The sequence below is a fragment of the Rhodococcus sp. JS3073 genome, from assembly GCF_026810085.1.
Taxonomy (GTDB): domain Bacteria; phylum Actinomycetota; class Actinomycetes; order Mycobacteriales; family Mycobacteriaceae; genus Rhodococcus_F; species Rhodococcus_F wratislaviensis.
Map to the genome: position 1 here is coordinate 3,624,418 of NZ_CP113951.1, position 19,740 is coordinate 3,644,157.

Below are 19,740 nucleotides of genomic sequence, written 5' to 3' on the forward strand. Positions count from 1 at the left end.
CATCCCAGTATGAAAACCGGCAACTCACGCTTCGCCGCGCGCATCCAGAACGTCCAGGTAGTGCGGGTTGTACATGACGCCGAGGATGTTGCCGAACGGGTCGACAACGGACGCGGTGACGAACCCCGACTCACGTTCGGTGCGCGGCTCATGCTCCTTCGCACCCATCGACAGCAGCTTCTCGACGGCGGCGGTCACGTCGTCGACGTGCCAGAACACCACCACGCCGGACGGACCGTCCGCGGCTGCGTGCGGGGCGTATCGACGGTCGATGATGCCGAGCTCGTGCTGGTAGTCGCCGATCCGGTACTCGATGTATGCCGGGTTCTCGGAGTCGGGGCGTTCGAAGTAGGGAGCGATGCCGAGCAGCGCGCTGTACCACTCGCGGGCTGCCGCGATGTCGTCGGCGAAGAGACTGATGGTGGTGAGTCCTCGCAACATGACGAGTCCTTTCGACTGATCCGATCTTGCTGACGGGATTCATTCTCCGCGGCAAAGTGCGCACCCAATGAGCACTTTTCGTCGCCGCGTTTCGGGCCGATAGTGATGCGTGTCACTCCGAGGTACATTGAACTGGACGATCGTCTTGTATGGAGGAAGCAGCATGTGGGAGACCGTGACGTCGGCGTGGAATTCGGCGCTGCTGACGCCTCTGCACGAACCGGTCACGCTGGCCATCCCGGCGTTCGTGCTGTTCCTCGCCATCGAATGGTTCGCGGCCCGGCACCTCGAGGACGCGACGTTCGACCCCGACGGACGGTCCCGCCCGGTGCGCGGAGGTTACGAGCGCCGCGACGCGCGCGCGAGTGTGTCGATGGGCGCCGTGTCCATCCTGACGACCACGTTCTGGAAGCTGCTGGCCCTGATCGGGTACTCCGCCATCTGGGTGTACCTCGCGCCGTGGCACCTTCCCCCGGACGCCTGGTACACGTGGGTGATCCTCGTCCTCGGCGTCGACGCGCTGTTCTACGCGTACCACCGGATGGCGCACCGCATCCGCCTCATCTGGGCCACCCACCAGGCGCACCATTCGAGTGAATACTTCAACTTCTCCACCGCCCTCCGCCAGAAGTGGAACAACGGCGCCGAAATCCTGATGTGGATTCCCTTGCCGCTGATCGGCATTCCGCCGTGGATGGTGTTCATCGGATTCTCCGTGAACCTCGTCTACCAGTTCTTCGTCCACACCGAGCGCATCGACAAGCTGCCCCGGCCCGTCGAGTTCGTGTTCAACACTCCCTCACACCACCGCGTCCACCACGGCTGCGACCCCGAATACCTCGACCGCAACTACGCCGGCATCCTCATCGTGTGGGACCGGATGTTCGGCACGTTCCAGCCCGAAACCCACCGCCCCACCTACGGACTCACCAAACCCGTGGGCACCTACAACATCTGGAAACTGCAGACCCACGAATACGGGGCCATCGTCCGGGACTGGCGCCGGGCGTCGTCGTGGCGCGACAAGCTCGGCTACGTGTTCGGGCCGCCCGGCTGGGCGCCGTCAGGAACGCGCGAAGCTGACCAGGAAGTCGACCGTGCCGTTGCCGTCCACGGTCACGAAGCCCAGTGACGGCGGCGTCACACCGAAGTCCGTCCAGGTGACCGGGATGCTGCCCGACGCGATCAGGTCGTCGCCGGAACGGAGCACGTCGATGTCGACGGTCACCGGACGCGACTGCCCCTTGAGCGTCAGCGTGCCCTGGGCGGAGACCGTCCCCACGGAACCGTCCGCAGGCAGCCCCGACAGATCGACCGGGGAATCGACCGTGAACGTGCCGGTCGGGAACGTGCCGGTGTCCATCACGTTGCCGCGGAACTGGTTGTCGCGGCGGGACTGATCGGTCGCGATGGTCGCCACCTGCACGGTCACCTCACCCGCGGTGAGTTTCTCGCCCTCGACAGTTGCGGTGCCGGTCACGTCGCCGGTCGATCCGACCACTGTGACGCTCGCGCCGTTGAGGATCTCGTGAACGGTGTACCCCGCGGCCGTCTGGTTGGAGCCCTGCCCCGGCGTGACGGTCCACTGTCCGTCGACCGATCCGGTGGCCGCCTCCGCGCCCTCGGTCGACACCGAGGCCGCCGGTGCGTCGTCCTCTGCGATGAATTGGCCGTAGAACCACGGGCCCACCAGCACCGCGATCACGACGATGACGACTGCGCCGACCAACCACCACAGCTTTTTCATGAGATCAGGCTAGTTGCAGCTTCAATGGATGTCACTCGGTACGACCTGGGAGAGCGCTGTGAGCGATGGTCACGGGACGATGGAATCGATGTAGCCGCCGTCGACCCGCACCGCGGCGCCGGTGGTCGCCGACGCCTGCGCCGAACTGAGGTAGACAACCATGTTCGCGATCTCCTCCGGCTCGATGAGGCGCTGCAGCAACGACTGCGGCCGGTACTTCTTCATGAACTCGCGCTGCGCCTCGTCCCACGGCAGGTCCTTGTCGACCAGGCTGTAGACGAAATCCTCCACACCTCCCGTGTGAGTGGGACCGGCGAGAACCGAATTGACCGTGACGCCCGTCCCCGCCGCCTCTTTCGCGAAGCCACGCGAGACCGCCAGCAGCGCCGTCTTCGACATCCCGTAATGGATCATCTCCGCGGGAATGACGATCGCGGAGTCACTGGCGATGTCGAGGACCCGGCCCCAGGACCGTTCGACCATGCCGGGCAGGACCAGGCGGGTCAGCCGGATCGCGGACAGCACGTTCACCTCGAAGTAGCGGCGCCACTCGTCGTCGTCGATGTCCAGGGCCGGCTGGGAGCCGAAGATCCCGAGGTTGTTGACGAGGATGTCGACGCTCGGAACGATCTCCAGGACCCGGCGCGCGCCCTCGTCCGTCGTGACGTCGGCGGCCGCCGGAACGAATTCGCCGTCCGGGACCTCGGCCCGCAATCGTTCGATCGCCGCACCCACGGACTTCTCGGTGCGGCCGTTGATCGCCACCCGCGCGCCGGAGCGGGCGAGGCCCGCGGCGATCGCGGCACCGATGCCCTGCGTCGATCCGGTGACCAGCGCCGTCCTGCCCGTCGAGTCGATGCGCATGTCTGTGCCCCTTCCCTCCAGGACACGCTAACGAACATTCCCGGCACGGATGCACAAAAAAACTCCCCACCTGCGTGTGCAGGTGGGGAGCTTTGGCGGTGGCGGAGGGATTTGAACCCTCGGACGGGGGTTACCCGTCACACGCTTTCGAGGCGTGCTCCTTAGGCCGCTCGGACACGCCACCGCCGGTGACTTTACCGGATGTGGCGCCCGAGCCCGAAATCGCCAGGTGAAGCCGTTTAAGTCAGCTTGTCCTTGAGGTTCTTGGCGGCGTCCTTGACCTTCTCGCCGGCATCCTTCACCGCCGAGGACGCCTGGTCGGCCTTGCCCTCGTCGCGCAGGTCCGGATCGCCCGTAGCTTTACCGGTGGCTTCCTTCGCCTGGCCCTTGAGGTCTTCCGCCTTGTTCGAAGCTTTGTCTGCGATTCCCACGAGATACCTCCGTGAATCCGATTTCGAACCCGGGGACGGGTCCGGCGGCGCCTCGTCGGCGCCTGTCTCCAGAGAAGCACGGGTCATGCGGACCCGGCCACATTGTGTCGAGTACCCCACGAAAGAGTTTGAAACCGGTCAGCGCCGTTCACGGAAGAAGTCTTCGAGGATGCCTGCGCATTCGTCCTCCAGAACACCGCCCCTGACCTGCGGGCGGTGCGTGAGACGGCGGTCGCGGACCACATCCCACAGTGAACCGACAGCACCCGTCTTCGGCTCCCACGCCCCGAACACCACCCGGGAGATCCGGGCCAGCACGAGCGCGCCCGCGCACATCGTGCACGGCTCCAGCGTCACCGCGAGCGTCGCCCCCTCGAGGCGCCACCCGTCGCCGTACACCCGGGCGGCGGCCCGCAACGCGATGATCTCCGCGTGAGCCGTCGGATCCGACATCGCCTCCCGCGAGTTCACCGCCCGCGACACCTCGACACCGTCGGCGTCGAACACCACCGCACCCACGGGCACGTCGGCGTCGGTGGCGGCACGGGCCGCCTCGATCGCCGCGCGGATCATCCGCTCGTCGTCCTGAAGAGTCACGGCGCGTGAAACTACCGGGGAAGCTTGTCGAGAACCCCGGCCAGCTCCGTGGTGAACCCGAGCCGCTGCGCGATCATCCCGAGCTGCTCGTCGGGATAGAGGTCCGTCTCGGACGTGATCACAGCCAGAACGGGTTCGGGCAGACCGAGGTCGGCGAGCAGCGACAGGTCGCCTTCCTCCCACGGCTCGATGTCGTCGAGTTCGTCCGGGTCGATGTCCGGGACCTCGACGTTGAGCGCCTCGAGGACGTCCGCGGCGATGTCGTAGTCGATGGCCGCGGTGGCGTCGGACAGCAGCAGACGCGTTCCCGACGGCGCCGGCCGGAGCACGACGAAGAATTCGTCGTCCACGTCCAGCAGACCGAAGAACGCGCCCGCGCTACGGAGGGCCCGAAGCTCCTCCTCCGCGACGCTGAGACTGGTCAGAGCAGCCGAAGTGAGGGCCTTGACCTTCCACCGGCCGTCCTCGTGTACTACCGCGACACCGAAGCCCTCCAGATCCTCTGCCCGATCCGAGGAGGCGCTGTTGTTTTCCGCGCGCTGTGCACCCATGAGCGCAACGGTAGCCCGCGGGGTGCCGGTAAATGAAGTCCGCACTCGAATGTGCCAACCTGTTCGGGTGTCTGATACCCCTTCCGCACCTCCCGTGTGCGTGCTCGGCCTGGGCTTGATCGGCGGTTCACTGCTACGTGCGGCGGTCCGGGCGGGCCGCGACGCGTGGGGTCACAACCGATCCGCGCCGTCCGTCGACGCCGCCCGGGCGGACGGATTCGACGCCGACACCGATCTGGTCGCGGTGCTCCAGCGTGCGTCGGCCGCGTCGGCGCTGATCGTGATCGCGGTCCCCGTGCCCGCCGTCGCCGCCACCCTCACCGCGATCGCCCTGTACGCACCGAACTGCTCGATCACCGACGTCGTCAGCGTCAAGGCCGAGGTCGCGGCGGCGGCAGCCCGCCAGGGACTCGCCGACCGCTACGTGGGCGGGCACCCGATGGCCGGAACGTCGGCGTCCGGGTGGAGCGTCGGCAGCGCCGACCTGTTCCGGGAGGCCGTGTGGGTGGTCGGCACCGACGACGGCGTCGACCCCGCCATCTGGACGCAGGTCGCGCAGCTCGCGTTGGACTGCGGGTCCGTCGTCGTGCCCGCCGAATCCGCCGAACACGACCGGGCGGTCGCGCGCATCTCGCACCTGCCGCACCTACTGGCCGAGACCCTCGCGATCACCGGAGCCCGCGGCGGGCCGCTGGCGCTCGGCCTGGCGGCCGGCTCGTTCCGCGACGGCACCCGTGTGGCAGGCAGCGCGCCCGGACTCGTCCGGGCCATGTGCGAAGGCAATCGGGACGCCCTGCTGATCGCCCTGGACGAGGCGCTGGTGCTGCTGCAGGACGCGCGGACCGAACTGGCGGAACAGTCGTCGACGGCGACCCTCGTCGAGGCCGGTCACACCGCGCGCCTGACGTACGACAACCAGGAGACGTGGGAGATCACCGGCATCGTTCCCGGCCGCGAAGGCTGGATCGACGACATGCGTGATGCGGGTCGGCGGGGAGGGCGGCTCCGCCGCCTGTGAGTGCTCGACGAGTCCAGAGACTCGTTAACCACGCACGGTCGGCTGCGCCGCCTATATCCGTTCGGCCAGGCCCGGGTAGTCGATGATGAACCCGTCGCGGTCGACGGTCACCGAGGAACTCGACACCGGCGACAGCACGTGGATGCCGTCCGGACCGCTGCTGTAGGTGAGGATCGCGCCCTCGACCCGCAGGTCCAGGAGGTTCACGTAGACGACGGGGACCTCGACGTCCTCGGACCCGAGGTGCAGTCCGTACCGCCGGATGGGCAGGGCGTTGAAGAAGGGGCTGAGCACCATGTCGACGTCGAGGGCGCCGTCGAACGTGGACCGCTGGTGGTTGGCGCCGTGCTCCACCATCCACGTGCCCTCTTCGTCCCGGCTGATCGACATCTGCCGTTCACCGGCCGCGACGGACGTCCGCAGCGACAGCCGGCGGGTGACGCCGCTTTCGTCGGTGACGAGGTCGTAGGACGCGCTGAACGCGGGATGCTCGGGGCACTCGCCGCCGATGATCCGGCCTGCTGCCTTGATGCGGTCGCCGTTGAGCTGGACGCGCACCGATTCCATTCGGGGTGCGTTGTCCGCCCGCCACGTCAGTACTGCGGGCCAGGTCGAGGCACCGGAGGCTTGGATGCTCACCTGTCTACGGTAAGCGACGACGGCTCCCGGGGTGGCAACGGGCCGAGTTTCGTTGCAGCAGAGTTGTCGAGAGTCAGTGCCCGGGCTCGTTCCGTGACCGCGATGCGCGACGAGAAGACGACGAGGGCGCCGAGTCCGACCGCCACGTTCAGCAGCGCCCCGAACTCCTGGGCAACGAAGTCGAACACCTCGGTGAGCAGCACCGTGACCAGGGCCGCGGCCCGCAGGAACTGCAACGGCCACAGCTTCCCGTTCCGCAGTCGCACGATGCCCGACCAGCACAGGACGAACGCGATCGCGGACCCGGTGAGCTGGCCGACCGTCGTGATGTCGGTTCCCTCGTCGCCGCGGAGGTCGTCGTCGAGCGTGATCACGGCGCTGAGCAGTCCCAGGGTGGAGAACAGGGTGAGGAGGACCGCCGCGGTCCAGAGCATGCCCGGACCCCTGGCGAACGCGGGGGTCGCGCGCCGGGCCAGCTCCCGGGCCGTGGGCACGGTCCGGCCGTTCCGGTCCGGGCAGTGGGCGAGCAGATCCCGGACCGAAATCAGGGTCGCCTCGTCCGCGCCGGCGGCGGCCGCCCGGCGCAATTGCGCCAGCGCCTGCTCCCGGCGTGCACGGTCCAGCCCACGGTCCAGTCCGCCGAGGGCGATGGCGGCGGCGTTGGCGACGTCCTCCGTCGGGGTCGGCGGCCGGACGTCGTGCAGCGACCGGTTGACCAGCAGCAACACGACGATCACCACGTACATGATCGCGATGGACGGCCGGTAGAAGTAGTCGTTGGTCTTGGTGACGAACTTGCCGATCTCGTCGAGGAACAACCCGAACCCGACGCCGCCGATCACGACGCCGAGGACGCGCGGCTTCATCCCGAGGAACGAGAACACGGTCACCAGGGCCACGACCATGCCGAGTCCGCCCCACAGGACATGCGCGATGTGCAGCGAGGAACCCCCGACCTGCGGATAACCGGTGAGGTGAAGGTAGGCGCGGGTGAGCAGGATCGTGACGATCCCGATGATGACGAACGCTTCGACGAGGCCGCTGCCCTGGGCGTCGCGCAGGAGGTGCGGCCGGTTCCGGAAACCCGAGATCATGGCGCCTCCCTGTGCTCCCACCTACAGGAAGTCTAGGACTCTCAGTGGTGGAAAGTCTGCGTGTTGCTCGCGGTGGAGAGGCGGTCGAGACGCTCGAGGACGCGGTCGACGACGTGCGGGTCCTGCCCCTTTTCGTTGCGGGCCCGCAACACTTCGGCCTGCGCCGCGACCAGCGCCCGGTGCTGGAGCGCCCGCAGTTCGTCGCGGCGGGTCTTGAGCTGTTCGATGCGCTGCGAGTACTCCGGCGAGTGGGTGCCGGGCGCGGAGTCCTCTTCGAGCCGGTCGTAGAGCGCCTTGAGCCGGGCCACCGATTCGGGCGGCAGGTTGGTCGGCGCGGACGTCACGACCTCGAGCGCGGCGTGCCGGGCCCGCTCGACCAGTGCCCGCTCCTCGGCATCCTCCGCGTCGGCGACACCGGCGACGCCGAGTGCCTTCACCAGCCACGGCAGGGTGAATCCCGGAATGACCATGCTCATCACCAGCACCACCGCCGCGATGACGACGGCTTCGGAACGCCACGGGAAATCGTCGACCGGGAGGCTCAGCGCCAACGCCAGGGTGACGAGGCCGCGCATCCCGCACCACGTCATGACCACGGCTTCGGCGGGGGTGCGGGGCGCGGAGGAGGCGTTGTCCTCGTACCCGCGGATGTACAGCCACGTGACGCCCATCCAGAGGGCGCGGACCACCACCAGCACCACTCCGATGACGACGCCGTGCAGCACCATCGTCCACAGATCGCTGCCCGCGTCGTCGACGATCTGACGGAATTCGAGACCCATCAACCCGAACGCGATGCCGGTGACCAGCAATTCGGCGACGTGCCAGAACGAGGCACTCGCCAGGCGGTCCTCGGCGTCGACCTCGGAGTCGGCGGCGCTCATCTGCACCGCGGCCACCACGACGGCGATGACTCCGGACGCGTGGATCTCCTCGGCCAGCAGGTACACGACGAACGGGATGACCAGGGTCAGTCCGCTGCGGCCCGGGACGTCCACGATCCGCACGACCAGCCACGACCCCACCCAGCCGGATGCGAGACCGATCAGCACCGCCGCGACCGCGGTGTACAGGAAGTGCAGCACCTCGAAACCGAAGTGCAGGTCTTCACCGGCGATCGTCGCGGCGAGCGCCGCCTGGAACGCGACCAGCGCGGCGGCGTCGTTGAACAGGCCCTCCGTCTGCAGGACGCCGACGAGTCGACGCGGAATCCCGACGGGTTCGGCGACGGCCTCGACGGCCACCGGGTCGGGTGGGGCGGTCATCGCACCTATCGCGATCGCCGCCGCCAGGGTGATGCCGGGCACGAGCGCCCAGGCCGTCCACGCGACCGCAGCTGTCGTGACGATGACCAGGCCGACGGAGTGGACGACGATGGTCTTCCAGCGATCGACGAACATCGCCCACGACGTCCGGCGGGCCAGCGCCCACAGCAGTGGCGGCAGGAACAGCGGCAGGATCAGTTCGGGTTCGAGTTCGACGTGCGGGATGCCGGGCACGAACGCGGCACCGGCGGTGACAATCGTGAGCAATACCGGCCAAGGTGCGTGGAATCGGTCACCGAGGCCGACGATCAGGACTGTGACGAGCATGAGCCCGATCACCACGATCAGCTGATCCACGCTGGGGACGCCTCCTCGGCTCAATTCTTCTACCCGGTCGTTTGCCCGCGAAGCAGCCTGCCATATGTGGCTTCGCCACCCGTGAGTACTTATTAACCGCCCGCCGTTGATAAGTACTCACGGGTCGTTGGTCAAAGGGAGCACAGATCTCGAGTAACGTTCTCGGGTGACTGGTTCGTGAGGAAGGGTGCCGTGACGTCAACCGGGAGCATGGTGGGCCTGTTCGCCGGTATCGGCGGGCTCGAGTTGGGTCTGAGAGAGCACGGCTGGAACACCGAACTGCTCTGTGAGATCGACCCGGGCGCCCAGGCGGTTCTGCGTACCCGATTCACGGACGTCCCTGTGCATTCCGACGTCACCAAGCTGCGTTCCCTCCCCCAGGACATCGAACTCGTCGCCGCCGGCTTCCCGTGCCAGGACCTCTCGCAGGCCGGCCGGACCGCCGGAATCACGGGTTCGCGTTCCGGCCTCGTCGACGAGGTGTTCCGGTTGGTGAAGCGGAAGAAGGGTCCACGCTGGCTCCTGATCGAGAACGTGCCGTTCATGCTGCAGCTGGGTCGCGGGGCGGCTATGAGGCATATCACGGACGCCCTCGAGGACCTCGGCTACACGTGGGCGTACCGCGTGGTCGATGCGCGCGCGTTCGGGCTCCCCCAGCGCCGTCAGCGGGTCCTGATGCTCGCCTCGCGCACCGAGGACCCCCGCGCGGTGCTGTTCGGTGAGGACGCCGGGGAACGCCCCGTCGACGACTACGCCGACTTCCCGTGCGGTTTCTACTGGACCGAGGGCACCCGCGGCCTCGGCTGGGCGGTCAACGCGGTCCCCACGCTGAAGGGCGGGTCGTCCGTCGGTATCGCGAGCCCACCCGCCGTGCGACTGCCGTCGGGTGAGATCGTGACCCCCGGACTGATCGACGCCGAACGCCTGCAGGGTTTCGACCCCGACTGGACGGCGCCCGCCGCGCTGGTCCCCGGTCTGCGGAACAGTCATCGGTGGAAGCTCGTCGGCAACGCCGTCAGTGTGCGGATGGCGTCGTGGGTCGGTCGGCGTCTGCTCGAGTCGGCGGACTACGAGCGGGGCATCGAGACGCCGATGAAGCCCGGCGACGCGTGGCCGGTGGCGGCGTGGGGCAGCAATCGTCAGGCGTTCCGCGTGCACACCTCGACGTGGCCGGTGCAGGAGCCGTACGAGGATCTCAGCGGATTCCTGGAGGACACCCGCTTGCTGTCGGCGCGCGCGACCGCCGGCTTCCTGAAGCGGACGCGGATGGGCAATCTGCGTTTCGTTCCCGGTTTCATCGACGACGTCGAGAGCCACCTCGACCGCATGGGCGGCTTTCCCGAGGCCGCCGCGTAGGCGGACGGACCCGCGATGCCCGCCACCGATCCCGCGACCAGCGCCCGGATGCGGGCGCAGCGGCGCCGCGACACAGCACCCGAACTCGCGCTTCGCCGGGAACTGCACCGGCGCGGGGTCCGGTACTACGTGGACCGGGCGCCGATGAAGGGCATCCGGCGGCGCGCCGACCTGGTGTTTCCGCGCCGGAAAGTGGCCGTGTACGTGGACGGGTGCTTCTGGCACAGCTGCCCGCAGCACGCCACGTTCCCGAAGAGCAACGCACAGTGGTGGGCCGAGAAGCTCGCCGGGAACGTCACCCGCGACCGGGACACCGACACGAGGCTGGCCGACGCCGGGTGGACGGTGGTGCGGATCTGGGAGCACGAGAATCCGGCGGTCGCCGCGGACAGGGTTCAGGAAGCTCTGCATCGCTGACGACGAAGGTGTTGCATTTTCCACCCCTAGGGGTCTGGTCGCCGACGGCGGATCGGTGCAGGATGGTGTCACAGCAACCATTCGGACCACCTTCGGAGGGGCATGATGATCCGCCGAATCGTCGCGGCGGCCTCCATTGCGTTTGCAGCAGCGGCCGTCCCACTCGTCGGTCCGGCACCGTTTGCGGTGGCTGCACCGGGCGACACCTACATCAGCAACCCCCCAGCCAAGCCGACGGACCAGAGTTTCTGCGACGACCAGGCCGCCCTCGCCAACAACCTCGCCTCGAAGGGCGATTTTGCGCGTGCCGACGGGGTCGTGTCGGCCGCGAACATGAGCGGTTGCCGCATCTACACGTTCCCCAGCCCGTAGCCGGTTGCCGTTCCGGCAACGGGATTCCCGGTTCGACGGCTCCGGCGGCCACAGTGGGAGCATGACCCACGAGCAGGCACCGGACATGACCGATTTCTTCAGCCAGGAGTTCTGGGACGAGCGCTATCGCTCGACTACCGCGGTGTGGAGCGGCGACCCCAACCCGCACCTCGTCGAGGAGGTCGCGGACGTGACTCCGGGCAGTGCCCTGGACGTGGGCAGCGGCGAGGGCGCCGACGCGATCTGGATGGCGGCCCGCGGGTGGAGCGTCACCGGAGTGGACGTGTCGGCGGTGGCAGTGGAACGCGCTGCCGAACGGGCCGCCGAAGCCGGTGCCGGCATCGCGGACCGGACGACGTGGCAGCAGGCCGACATCCTGTCGTGGGAGCCGCCGGCCCGCCGATTCGACCTGGTGTCGGCGCATTTCATGCATCTGCCGGGACCTGCCCGCGAGGCCCTGCACCGTCGCCTGGCGGGAGCGGTCCGCCCCGGCGGGCGGCTTCTCGTCGTCGGACATCATCCTTCCGATCTGGAGACGTCGGCCGGGCGGCCCAATGTTCCCGACATGCTGTTCACACCCGACCAGGTCGCTGCCGTCCTGGACGCCGGGGAGTGGGAGATTCTGGTGTCGGCGACGCCCTCGCGTGACGCGCGCGACCCCGAGGGCCGGCCCGTCACCGTTCACGACACCGTTCTGCACGCGGTTCGCCGGGCCTGACGACGGTCTACTGTGTGGGCACGATCTGTTCCGAGTGCCGAGACGAGGACGCCGTGGCCGACCTGTTCGTGAAAGCCCTTCAGCTGCATCAGTTCGTCTACGAACGCAGCGGCGGTTGGGTGGGGCATCGGTTGCTGTTCGGGATGCCGACCCTGTTGCTGCACAGCGTCGGCCGGAAGTCCGGGCAGTCGCGCACGTCCGCGTTGACGTACGGCCGCGACGGCGCACGGTTTCTGGTCGTCGCGTCGAAGGGCGGTGCGCCCACGTCGCCCGCGTGGATGCACAACGTGCTGGCTGCGCCGACCTGCGAGATCCAGGTGGGCCGCGACCACATCACCGTGGTGGCGCGGAAGGTTCTGCCGGGCGACCCGGATTACGACCGGATGTGGGCGACGATGAACGAGATCAACCACGGCCGGTACCGCGACTACCAGAAGAAGACGGACCGGCCGATTCCCGTCATCGCGCTCACCCCGAACCGCTGACTCGGTCGAGCGCCCCGGTACGACGTCAGCGGAACTCGTCGACGTGCGCCGACGCCCACTGCGCGAACGTGGTCGCCGGGCGTCCGGTGAGTTGCTCGACGAGCCGGTTCGCCTGCTGGGGAGCGTCGACCAGGCTTGCCATCCCTTCCAGGTACCAGCGGGCGTACTCCCCCATCGCCGGCGTCAGGACGTCGACGGCCTCGTCCAGCGACACCTGCCGGTACTCGATGTTCCGGCCGAGGGCGGCGCCGAGTTCCCGGACGAGGTCGGCGCGGGTGATCGTCTCGGGTCCGGTGAGTTCGTACGACGCGCCGATGTGCCCGTCCGCGAGGAGAGCGACGGCCGCGACCTCGGCGATGTCGTCCATGGCGATCGGCGCGTTCGCCGCCGTCGGGTAAGGCTCGCGCACGGTGTCTCCCGCGGCGATCTGCGGTGCCAGGATTCCCGCGTTCTCCATGAACTCGCCGGGCCACAGGTGCGTCCACTCGATGCCGGACGCCTCGACGGCCCGTGCGACGTCACCCCAGTGGCCGTCGTGGGGACCGGACAGGTCGACGACGTGCCGGACGCCGGCTTGCTTCGCCAGGGCGAGTGCGTCCGGGGCGGTGTCGGGAGTCGGTGCGAGGTAGAGGGAATCGACGCCCTCGAACGCCGCGGGCAGGCTGTCGAGCCTGCGGAGGTATCCCTCGACGACGGTGACCGAGCCCGGAAGTTGCGCCTTGTCAGGATGATTCGTGAGGGCCCGGACGTCCGTCGCACCCCGCGCGAGCAGGTGGTCGACGAGCATTCTGCCGATGTTCCCGGTTGCCCCCGTCACCAGAATCGTCATGCCCTGCACGCTACTGAGCCGGGTCACGCCGCGGCAAGGCATGTGAGTGGCAAAGTGTGCTCGCGCACGCTTTGCCACTCACATGGGGTCAGCTGGTCGGCGGGGCGGAGGTCGTGGACGTCGCCGGGGTCTCCGAGGGCGTCGGCGTGGCCGGGGACGACGCGTCCGGATTCTGCACTCCGGCGCTGAGCTTGTAGATGTGTTCCGGCGAGATGATCTCCGTGACGGCCCCCGCCAGCGCCGTGCTGGGTTCGCTGCCCTGGTAGGGGACGTCGGTGTTGATCATGATCGCGAGGGTGGTCTCCTGCTCGGGGAGGTAGACGCAGACCGTCTGATACCCGGGGAGGCTGCCGTTGTGCCCGATCCAGCCGGCGACGTCGAAGATGCCCAGTCCGTAGCCGACGTCGGATGCCAGACCCGGTGCGTTCACCGTCTCGAGCCGTTGCGCCTGTGTGGCCGGCTGCAGCAGGGTGCCGGTGGCGAGGGCGGGCGCCCAGATGTGCAGGTCGTCGAGGGTCGAAATCATCGCGCCCGCCGCCCATCCCCAGGACGGATTCCAGTTGGTGGCCACGGCTTCCTTGTCGTCCAAGGTCTGCTCGGTGTAGCCCTGCGCGTGCGGTTCGGGGAACGCGTTGGTGGTCGGAAAGCTCGTGCCCGCCATCTTCAGCGGCTGGACGATCTTCTGCGTCACGTACTCCGGGAGCGGCAGTCCGCTGACCTTCTCGATGACAAGTCCCAGCAGGGTCGTGTTCGTGTTGGAGTACTCGAATCCCTGTCCGGGCGGGAACGTCGCGGGCTGCGCGAACGCGTAACCCAGCAGTTGTTGCGGGGTGAACGCGGCCTGCGGGTCGCTGAGCAACGCCTTCTGGAAGTCCTCGTTGGCCGAGTAGTTGGCCAGCCCGCTCTGCATCCGGGCGAGCTGGCGCAGCGTGATCTGATCACCCAGCGGCACGCCCTCCACGTACTTCGAGATCGGGTCGTCGAGCGCGACCTTGTCTTCGTCGACCAGTTGCAGCACACCCGTGACCGTGAACGTCTTTGTCACACTGCCGATTCGGTGGTAGAAGTCGGTCTCCATCGGCGCGCCCGTCGTCTTGTCGGCGACACCGAACGCCTTCACGTAGTTGCCGTCGGGCCCCCACACGCCCACTATCGCGCCGGGAATCGCCGCCATCGACATCGTCTTCTCGATCGCCTCGTCGAGTCGGTCCGCGACACCGGGGTCGATCTGCGCGTCGGCCCCGGCGTTCGGTGATCCCGTGTGCGTCGTCGTGGAGGTAGCGGAGGTGCCTGTGGAGGACGAGTCGTCGGAGCACGCCGCAGGCACTACCAGCAGCAGTGCCGCTGCGGCCGCCGCGAGGCCTCGTCGCCGATTCGTCCTGGTCACGACCTGAGCTGTCATCGTGCGTCCCGTCGTCGAGGTGCCCCTCTCGGGAACTTACTCCGCGACCGCCGGGCGAATGTACCTTTCGGCGCTTCTGAGGCGACCGGCGATACATTCGCCCTGCTGCCGCCCTACTGCGCTCTCTCGGTCGCGTATTCGGCCAGCAGCCGCTTCTCCTTCTCCCGGTGCGGGTAGAAGAAGAACACCACCACGGCCCCCGCGCACACCACCAGGATCGCGGCGAGGTACGCGCGATCGTCGCCGTCGAGGAAGGCGCTGCGGGCGGCGGCGATGATCTGCTCGGCGTATTGCGGGTAGCGTTCCGCGAGCACCTCGGCGCTGGAATACGACTTCGTCAGCGCGGCTTGAGTTTCCGGGGTGATCTGGCTCGAGTCCGGCGACGAGGCGATCGTCGCCGACAGCGACTTCGCGTAACCGGCGGTGAGCACCGCGCCGAGGATCGACTGCATGATCGCGCCGCCGAGGTCGCGTTGCAGGTCGGACGTGCCGGACGCCATGCCCGCCCGCGACACCGGCACCGAACCGGTGAGCGACCGCGACGCCGGGGTCCCGGCGAACCCGACTCCGATGCCCACGAACGCGTAGGCGAGCGCCACCCACCAGAAGGTCGCGTTCTCATCCCACCACACCAGCGCGACAACCAGTCCGAGGACGACGAACAGGTAGCCGAGCAGCAGTGTGAACCGGGCCCCGTGCGATTCGACGAGTTTCGCGGAGCGCGGTGCGACGATGACCATCGCGACGGCGGCCGGGATGATCGCCGATCCGGCGGCGAGCGTGGAGTACCCGAGCACGTTCTGCAGGAACTGCTGCCCGATGAACATCGCACCCATCAACGCGCCGAACACGATCACCCCGCCGACGGCGGCCACCCAGAACGTCGGGCGGGCGGCGACGTGCAGATCGAACAGCGGGTGCGCCGCCCGCCGTTGCTGCAGGAAGAACGCGGCTCCCGCGGCGAGGGCGATCACCCCGAGGCCGAGAGCCGCCGCACCGGCGCCGTCCACCGGTGCGAAATTGATCGCGAGGATGAGGGCGGCGATGAAGACGACGGAGATGATGCCGCCGAGATTGTCGACGGGATCGGTCGTCTCGTTGACGTGGGCGGGCACCCACAGGATGGCGGCGACGAGGGCGAGACCCGCGAGCGGAAGGGTCACGAGGAACACCGAGCCCCAATGGAAGTGCTCGAGCAACGCACCCGACACGATCGGCCCGAGCGAGGAGATCGCGCCACCGAGGGCCGACCACAGTGCGATCGCCTTGGTCCGGGGCGGTCCCGACCACAGCGCGGTGATGATCGCGAGCGTGGTGGGGAACGCGAGACCGGCGGACACACCGCCGAGAACACGTGCGAGGAAAAGTATTTCGAAGTTCCCGGCAAATCCCGCGATCGCCGACGCCGGCAGCGACAGCGCCATGCCGAGCACCAGCATCTGCTTGCGCCCGTAGCGGTCGCCGAGCGCCCCGAGGTAGAGGACGGAGGCGGCGAGCCCGAGGGAGTACGCCACGGCGACGAGGTTCAGCTGCGTCTGACTCGCGTCGAAGGCCCGGCCGATGTCGGGGAGCGCGACGTTCGCGACGGACAGGTTCAGGTTGGCGACGGCGGCGACGAGGATGAGGGTCGCGAGGATCAGCGTCGCTCGGGTCGGCGCCTGCGTCGTTTCGGTTCGAGTCACTGTCCGCTCCCGGGGTTCTGGTCTCCTCGTGGGCGTGCCGCGTCGGCCGCCGGTTCGGGGCTCGACGCGAGCAGCGACGCGGCGAGCGGGAAGAGGAGGACTGTGATCGCGCCTGCCGCGACGAGCACCGAGGCGTTCGCGGACGTCATGTCCCCGGAGTCGACGGCCACTCCCGTGACGGCCACGATCAGCGGCAGACCGGTTCCCGCGTACAGCGCCAGCTGGGTGCGTTCACGGGCGGTGAAGGGTGGATCCGTGCCGTCGGTGCCCCGATCGAACCTCCCGGCGACGTAGACCGGGCCTGCCCGCACCAGCAGGATCAGCACGACGAACGCGACGAGGACACCGGGTTCGGACGCCACCGCGGCGACGTCGATGGCCATCCCGGACGTCACGAAGAAGATGGGGATCAGGAACCCGAACGCCAGGCCGTCGAGCTTCGTTTCGAGCGTTTCGTCGCCCTCGGGTGTGGCCCGCCGCAGGATGAATCCGGCCGCGAAGGCACCGAGAATGGTGTCGAGCCCGAACGACGCCGCGAGCACGGTGAGTGCGACGAGGAGCAGCATCGTCAGCCGGACCGTGGTCTGCGACGTCGTCTCCGAGCCCGACCGGATGATCGCGGTGATCCGGGAACCCTCCCGCCGCACGCGGGCGGGTATGAACGCGACCAGCACCGCCGCGGCCGTGAACAGCCCGAGGACCACGATGGACGCCACCGACCCGCGGGAGCCGAGCAGGACCGCCATGGCGACGACCGGTCCGAGTTCGCCGAAGGCGCCGTGATTGAGGATCGTCCGGCCCAGCCGGGTGTCGAGGGCGCCCGCGTCACGAAGGATCGGGAGCAGTGTGCCGAGGGCTGTCGACGTCATGGCAATGGCCACCGCGGTTCCGGCGTCGACCACGTGGACGAGGCTCAGCAGCGATACCACCGCGAATGCCAGGGCCAGCGAGACCAGCCATGTCAGCAGGGCCCGTCTGCCGCCGCGACCGGTGATCTCGGCCGTGTCGATCTCGTATCCGGCCAGCAGGAAGAGCAGGCCCAGCCCCAGGTCGCGCAGTAGCTCGATCTCGCTACCCTCGATCGCCAGGTCGAAGACGTGCGGGCCGATGACGATCCCGGCGACGAGGAGTAGCACCACCTCGGGCACCAGCTTCCGGGGGAACAGCCCGGCGAGCAGCGGGGCGATCACGGCGCACGCCACGATCCAGAAGAGTGAGGCTCCCACGGACGGCATGCATCACCTCGTCTCTCGAACCATCGGACACAGCTCTGCGTTCGAGCCTCACAGAGCCCGGACCACTGGACATCACCCGTCGTGGATGATGCGCAATTCCCGGCCGATGGCGATCATCGACACAGGGCACCCAGCGCAGGGAGAGATGATGTCGAATACAGCTGAAGATGTCGGTCCGGTCGCGTTCCTTTTCCTCACCTTTCCGGGAGAGCGGGCCGATCCCCAGGTGATCGACACGTTCCGCGACGTCGTCGCCCAGGGAGTGGTCACCATTCTCGATCTCGTGTTCATCTCCAAGGGAGCCGACGGCACGCTGCGCCAGGTGGAGGTGGACGAGGACCTCGACAGCATCGGTCTCGCCGCCCTGTCCCTCGAAGCCAAGGCCCTGATCAGCGAGGAGGACCTCGAGGTGGTGCGCGAATCACTGGAGCCGGGCACGTCCGCGGTGGCGATCGTGTACGAGCAGACGTGGGCGCGGAAGGTCGCGGCCGCCTCCCGGCAGGCCGGTGGCGAGGTAGCCCTCCACGTGCACATCCCGCGCGAGGTGGTCGAGGCGGCCATCGCCGCCGCGGTCTGACTCGTCACCCACAGAAACGGAGCACATCATGGTTTTCAGGGGTCCACGCCGCATGGGACGTCCCGGGCTGCTCGGCACGGTGGCCCGGACGGCGGTCATCACCGGCACCGCGCGGGCGACGTCGAACGCGATGAACCGGCACGCCGCCAACAAGCAGGCGGAGGAGCAGGAGCGGATCGACCAGGCCGCCCAGCAACAGTATGCGGAACAGCAAGCAGCGCAACAGCAGGCGCCTCCGCCGCCACCGGCACCCGCGGGCGACGATCTGGTGTCCCGCATCCAGGAACTCGCCCGCCTGAAGGAGGCCGGCGTGCTCACGGACGAGGAGTTCACCGCGGCGAAGGCGAAACTACTCCAGTCCTGAAGATGCGGTGAGCCGAATCGTCAGTAGAACTCGACGGTGTCGACGCGGTTGATGAGCTCCTCGCCGTCGAGGAACCGGGTGGCATTGCGCGTGAACAGTTCCGCGATGAGGCGATCCTCCGCGGGGTTCAACGCTGCAGTGTGCGGGCTGACCAGCACGTTCGGATGAGCCCACAGCGGACTGTCCGATGCCAGGGGCTCGGACGCGAACACGTCGAGCGCGGCGAACCCGACCCGCCCGTCCTCGATCGCGGCGGTCATGGCTTCCTCGTCGACGACGGTTCCCCGGCCCACGCTCACCACCGTGACTCCGGGCTTGACCGCGCCGAATACCTTTGCGCTGACGAGGCCTTCGGTGGCGCTGGTTCCGGGAAGCGTCACGACGATGCCGTCCGCGTCCCCGACCACATCGGCCAGCCGGTCGGGGTGGACGATCTCGTCGACGCCCTCGACCGCGGTGTCGCGCCTCCTCGTTCCCACCACGGTGGCGCCGAGGGCCTTCAGTTTCAGCGCCGTCGCGCGGCCGATGCTGCCCAGTCCGACGATGACGATGCGCTGCCCGGACACGGTTCCCATGGCCCACCGGCCGCTCCACACCTTGTCGCGCTGCTGGGCGAGGAGGCGCGGGAGGGTCTTGGCGCCGGCCAGCAGGCCGAAGACGGCGAACTCCGCCAACGGTTCGGCGTGCACACCGGCGGAGGTGCTGAAGGCGATGCGGGCGAGTTGCTCGTCGGTGAGGCCGGCCGCCTTCACCTGGGCCCCGCCACCGGCGGGCATCGTGTGCACCCAGCGGAGTTCGGGGTTGACGCCCGCCGTCCTCGTCAGTGCCAAGGGATTCTCGTCGGGCACGCCGTACAGGGCTTGCGCCGAATCGACCAGGTCGTCGAAGGCTTGCTGCTGCTCCGCGGTCCGGGAGAACGTCGGATCGCCGGAGTGATCACCCGGGAATCGGGAGGGCGGCAGCAGATCCTGCTCGCGGATGAAGTCGATGCGCGGTTCCGCTCGGGTGACGAGACTGATGAGCTCCTCGCTCACGGGGGTCGCGGCGACTACGCGGAGTCGCCCGTCGAGTGGCTTCGAGTCGTGTGCGCTCACTGCAGATTCCTTCGTACGGGCCGTTGTTGACCATATGTTCAGAGTAAAAACTCTGCACTAACCATGTGATTCAGTCAACACTTCTATTTACGTATGACAAATAGCTCCGCGAGCGGTATCGTCCTCCGCATGCCAGTGACCTGGGTCACTACACCGACCTGTTTGTGACCGCGCTCGACGTGGTCCCGTCCCACAACGGAGCAGA

The 19,740-nt window shown here is 68.2% G+C and carries 23 protein-coding genes and 1 tRNA gene; 9 read left to right on the plus strand and 15 right to left on the minus strand.

From position 1 onward, the window contains the following. Positions 1 to 24: 24 nt before the first annotated feature. Complete coding sequence (locus OYT95_RS16300) at positions 25 to 441, minus strand: VOC family protein (RefSeq protein ID WP_268791958.1); 417 nt, start codon at positions 439 to 441, stop codon at positions 25 to 27. Positions 442 to 604: 163 nt separating this feature from the next. On the opposite strand from OYT95_RS16300, the gene OYT95_RS16305 reads away from it, so the two are divergent. After that, positions 605 to 1,573, plus strand: a complete 969-nt coding sequence (locus OYT95_RS16305) for a sterol desaturase family protein (protein WP_037228031.1) — start codon at positions 605 to 607, stop codon at positions 1,571 to 1,573. On the opposite strand, the gene OYT95_RS16310 is transcribed toward OYT95_RS16305, so the two are convergent. The 6 genes from OYT95_RS16310 to OYT95_RS16335 all read right to left on the minus strand — a co-directional run bounded on the left by OYT95_RS16310 (position 1,505) and on the right by OYT95_RS16335 (position 4,631). After that, a complete protein-coding gene (locus OYT95_RS16310; RefSeq protein WP_037228032.1) occupies positions 1,505 to 2,188 on the minus strand; it encodes a YceI family protein in 684 nt (227 codons plus the stop codon). The two genes, OYT95_RS16305 and OYT95_RS16310, sit on opposite strands and share 69 nt — an antisense overlap. A 69-nt stretch (positions 2,189 to 2,257) precedes the next feature. After that, positions 2,258 to 3,052, minus strand: a complete 795-nt coding sequence (locus OYT95_RS16315) for an SDR family NAD(P)-dependent oxidoreductase (RefSeq protein WP_128640267.1) — start codon at positions 3,050 to 3,052, stop codon at positions 2,258 to 2,260. Between the two features lie 93 nt (positions 3,053 to 3,145). Beyond that, positions 3,146 to 3,236: transfer RNA gene (locus OYT95_RS16320), tRNA-Ser, on the minus strand. Between the two features lie 55 nt (positions 3,237 to 3,291). Next, complete coding sequence (locus OYT95_RS16325) at positions 3,292 to 3,483, minus strand: CsbD family protein (RefSeq protein WP_009477222.1); 192 nt, start codon at positions 3,481 to 3,483, stop codon at positions 3,292 to 3,294. Positions 3,484 to 3,621: 138 nt separating this feature from the next. After that, a complete protein-coding gene (locus OYT95_RS16330) occupies positions 3,622 to 4,080 on the minus strand; it encodes a nucleoside deaminase (protein ID WP_005561213.1) in 459 nt (152 codons plus the stop codon). Positions 4,081 to 4,091: 11 nt separating this feature from the next. Further along, a complete protein-coding gene (locus OYT95_RS16335; RefSeq protein ID WP_037228037.1) occupies positions 4,092 to 4,631 on the minus strand; it encodes a tRNA adenosine deaminase-associated protein in 540 nt (179 codons plus the stop codon). A gap of 49 nt (positions 4,632 to 4,680) precedes the next feature. On the opposite strand from OYT95_RS16335, the gene OYT95_RS16340 reads away from it, so the two are divergent. After that, positions 4,681 to 5,649: a prephenate dehydrogenase gene (locus OYT95_RS16340; protein WP_128640268.1), complete on the plus strand. Its 969-nt coding sequence runs from the start codon at positions 4,681 to 4,683 to the stop codon at positions 5,647 to 5,649. A 51-nt stretch (positions 5,650 to 5,700) separates the two neighbouring features. Here OYT95_RS16340 and OYT95_RS16345 read toward each other — a convergent pair whose 3' ends face one another. The 3 genes from OYT95_RS16345 to OYT95_RS16355 are packed head-to-tail and all read right to left on the minus strand — an operon-like array spanning position 5,701 to position 9,004. Continuing rightward, positions 5,701 to 6,288, minus strand: a complete 588-nt coding sequence (locus OYT95_RS16345) for a putative glycolipid-binding domain-containing protein (RefSeq protein WP_005248751.1) — start codon at positions 6,286 to 6,288, stop codon at positions 5,701 to 5,703. After that, complete coding sequence (locus OYT95_RS16350; protein WP_037228041.1) at positions 6,285 to 7,382, minus strand: hypothetical protein; 1,098 nt, start codon at positions 7,380 to 7,382, stop codon at positions 6,285 to 6,287. The genes OYT95_RS16345 and OYT95_RS16350 overlap by 4 nt, the downstream gene beginning before the upstream one ends. Before the next feature lie 41 nt (positions 7,383 to 7,423). Next, complete coding sequence (locus OYT95_RS16355) at positions 7,424 to 9,004, minus strand: cation:proton antiporter (protein ID WP_037228043.1); 1,581 nt, start codon at positions 9,002 to 9,004, stop codon at positions 7,424 to 7,426. A 210-nt stretch (positions 9,005 to 9,214) separates the two neighbouring features. Here OYT95_RS16355 and OYT95_RS16360 point away from each other — a divergent pair, with 210 nt between their 5' ends. The 5 genes from OYT95_RS16360 to OYT95_RS16380 all read left to right on the plus strand — a co-directional run bounded on the left by OYT95_RS16360 (position 9,215) and on the right by OYT95_RS16380 (position 12,352). Next, positions 9,215 to 10,360 (plus strand): DNA cytosine methyltransferase, encoded by a 1,146-nt coding sequence (locus OYT95_RS16360; protein WP_268792248.1) that lies wholly within the window; start codon positions 9,215 to 9,217, stop codon positions 10,358 to 10,360. A 15-nt stretch (positions 10,361 to 10,375) separates the two neighbouring features. Continuing rightward, entirely contained in the window at positions 10,376 to 10,777 is a 402-nt protein-coding gene (locus OYT95_RS16365; protein WP_268791959.1) for a very short patch repair endonuclease, read from the plus strand. 102 nt (positions 10,778 to 10,879) lie between these two features. Then, positions 10,880 to 11,149: a hypothetical protein gene (locus OYT95_RS16370; RefSeq protein ID WP_037228052.1), complete on the plus strand. Its 270-nt coding sequence runs from the start codon at positions 10,880 to 10,882 to the stop codon at positions 11,147 to 11,149. A gap of 61 nt (positions 11,150 to 11,210) precedes the next feature. Then, on the plus strand, positions 11,211 to 11,867 hold the full coding sequence (locus OYT95_RS16375; protein ID WP_268791960.1) for a class I SAM-dependent methyltransferase: 657 nt from the start codon (positions 11,211 to 11,213) through the stop codon (positions 11,865 to 11,867). A gap of 53 nt (positions 11,868 to 11,920) precedes the next feature. Further along, entirely contained in the window at positions 11,921 to 12,352 is a 432-nt protein-coding gene (locus OYT95_RS16380) for a nitroreductase family deazaflavin-dependent oxidoreductase (RefSeq protein ID WP_037228416.1), read from the plus strand. Between the two features lie 25 nt (positions 12,353 to 12,377). On the opposite strand, the gene OYT95_RS16385 is transcribed toward OYT95_RS16380, so the two are convergent. The 4 genes from OYT95_RS16385 to OYT95_RS16400 form a co-directional block, all read right to left on the minus strand. Continuing rightward, positions 12,378 to 13,181, minus strand: a complete 804-nt coding sequence (locus tag OYT95_RS16385; protein WP_037228054.1) for an NAD(P)H-binding protein — start codon at positions 13,179 to 13,181, stop codon at positions 12,378 to 12,380. Between the two features lie 88 nt (positions 13,182 to 13,269). Next, a complete protein-coding gene (locus tag OYT95_RS16390; RefSeq protein ID WP_268791961.1) occupies positions 13,270 to 14,583 on the minus strand; it encodes a serine hydrolase domain-containing protein in 1,314 nt (437 codons plus the stop codon). 113 nt (positions 14,584 to 14,696) lie between these two features. Continuing rightward, on the minus strand, positions 14,697 to 16,265 hold the full coding sequence (locus tag OYT95_RS16395; protein ID WP_268791962.1) for an MFS transporter: 1,569 nt from the start codon (positions 16,263 to 16,265) through the stop codon (positions 14,697 to 14,699). Next, positions 16,262 to 17,500, minus strand: coding sequence for a cation:proton antiporter (locus OYT95_RS16400; protein WP_037228059.1), 1,239 nt, complete (start codon positions 17,498 to 17,500; stop codon positions 16,262 to 16,264). Before OYT95_RS16400 ends, OYT95_RS16395 begins: the two co-directional genes overlap by 4 nt. A 148-nt stretch (positions 17,501 to 17,648) precedes the next feature. On the opposite strand from OYT95_RS16400, the gene OYT95_RS16405 reads away from it, so the two are divergent. Then, positions 17,649 to 18,077 carry a DUF6325 family protein gene (locus tag OYT95_RS16405; RefSeq protein WP_112301723.1) on the plus strand — a complete coding sequence of 143 codons (429 nt, stop codon included), beginning with the start codon at positions 17,649 to 17,651 and terminating at the stop codon, positions 18,075 to 18,077. 28 nt (positions 18,078 to 18,105) lie between these two features. Further along, positions 18,106 to 18,441 (plus strand): SHOCT domain-containing protein, encoded by a 336-nt coding sequence (locus OYT95_RS16410; RefSeq protein WP_268791963.1) that lies wholly within the window; start codon positions 18,106 to 18,108, stop codon positions 18,439 to 18,441. 20 nt (positions 18,442 to 18,461) lie between these two features. On the opposite strand, the gene OYT95_RS16415 is transcribed toward OYT95_RS16410, so the two are convergent. Next, positions 18,462 to 19,535, minus strand: coding sequence for a D-2-hydroxyacid dehydrogenase (locus OYT95_RS16415; protein WP_268791964.1), 1,074 nt, complete (start codon positions 19,533 to 19,535; stop codon positions 18,462 to 18,464). Positions 19,536 to 19,740: the final 205 nt, after the last annotated feature.

Bases quoted from the DNA above. Each gene is read 5' to 3' on its own strand.
- OYT95_RS16300 (WP_268791958.1), bottom strand. From the start codon at position 441: ATGTTGCGAGGACTCACCACCATCAGTCTCTTCGCCGACGACATCGCG.
- OYT95_RS16305 (WP_037228031.1), top strand. From the start codon at position 605: ATGTGGGAGACCGTGACGTCGGCGTGGAATTCGGCGCTGCTGACGCCT.
- OYT95_RS16310 (WP_037228032.1), bottom strand. From the start codon at position 2,188: ATGAAAAAGCTGTGGTGGTTGGTCGGCGCAGTCGTCATCGTCGTGATC.
- OYT95_RS16315 (WP_128640267.1), bottom strand. From the start codon at position 3,052: ATGCGCATCGACTCGACGGGCAGGACGGCGCTGGTCACCGGATCGACG.
- OYT95_RS16335 (WP_037228037.1), bottom strand. From the start codon at position 4,631: ATGGGTGCACAGCGCGCGGAAAACAACAGCGCCTCCTCGGATCGGGCA.
- OYT95_RS16340 (WP_128640268.1), top strand. From the start codon at position 4,681: ATGTGCCAACCTGTTCGGGTGTCTGATACCCCTTCCGCACCTCCCGTG.
- OYT95_RS16350 (WP_037228041.1), bottom strand. From the start codon at position 7,382: ATGATCTCGGGTTTCCGGAACCGGCCGCACCTCCTGCGCGACGCCCAG.
- OYT95_RS16360 (WP_268792248.1), top strand. From the start codon at position 9,215: ATGGTGGGCCTGTTCGCCGGTATCGGCGGGCTCGAGTTGGGTCTGAGA.
- OYT95_RS16365 (WP_268791959.1), top strand. From the start codon at position 10,376: ATGCCCGCCACCGATCCCGCGACCAGCGCCCGGATGCGGGCGCAGCGG.
- OYT95_RS16370 (WP_037228052.1), top strand. From the start codon at position 10,880: ATGATGATCCGCCGAATCGTCGCGGCGGCCTCCATTGCGTTTGCAGCA.
- OYT95_RS16375 (WP_268791960.1), top strand. From the start codon at position 11,211: ATGACCCACGAGCAGGCACCGGACATGACCGATTTCTTCAGCCAGGAG.
- OYT95_RS16385 (WP_037228054.1), bottom strand. From the start codon at position 13,181: ATGACGATTCTGGTGACGGGGGCAACCGGGAACATCGGCAGAATGCTC.
- OYT95_RS16390 (WP_268791961.1), bottom strand. From the start codon at position 14,583: ATGACAGCTCAGGTCGTGACCAGGACGAATCGGCGACGAGGCCTCGCG.
- OYT95_RS16400 (WP_037228059.1), bottom strand. From the start codon at position 17,500: ATGCCGTCCGTGGGAGCCTCACTCTTCTGGATCGTGGCGTGCGCCGTG.
- OYT95_RS16405 (WP_112301723.1), top strand. From the start codon at position 17,649: ATGTCGAATACAGCTGAAGATGTCGGTCCGGTCGCGTTCCTTTTCCTC.
- OYT95_RS16410 (WP_268791963.1), top strand. From the start codon at position 18,106: ATGGTTTTCAGGGGTCCACGCCGCATGGGACGTCCCGGGCTGCTCGGC.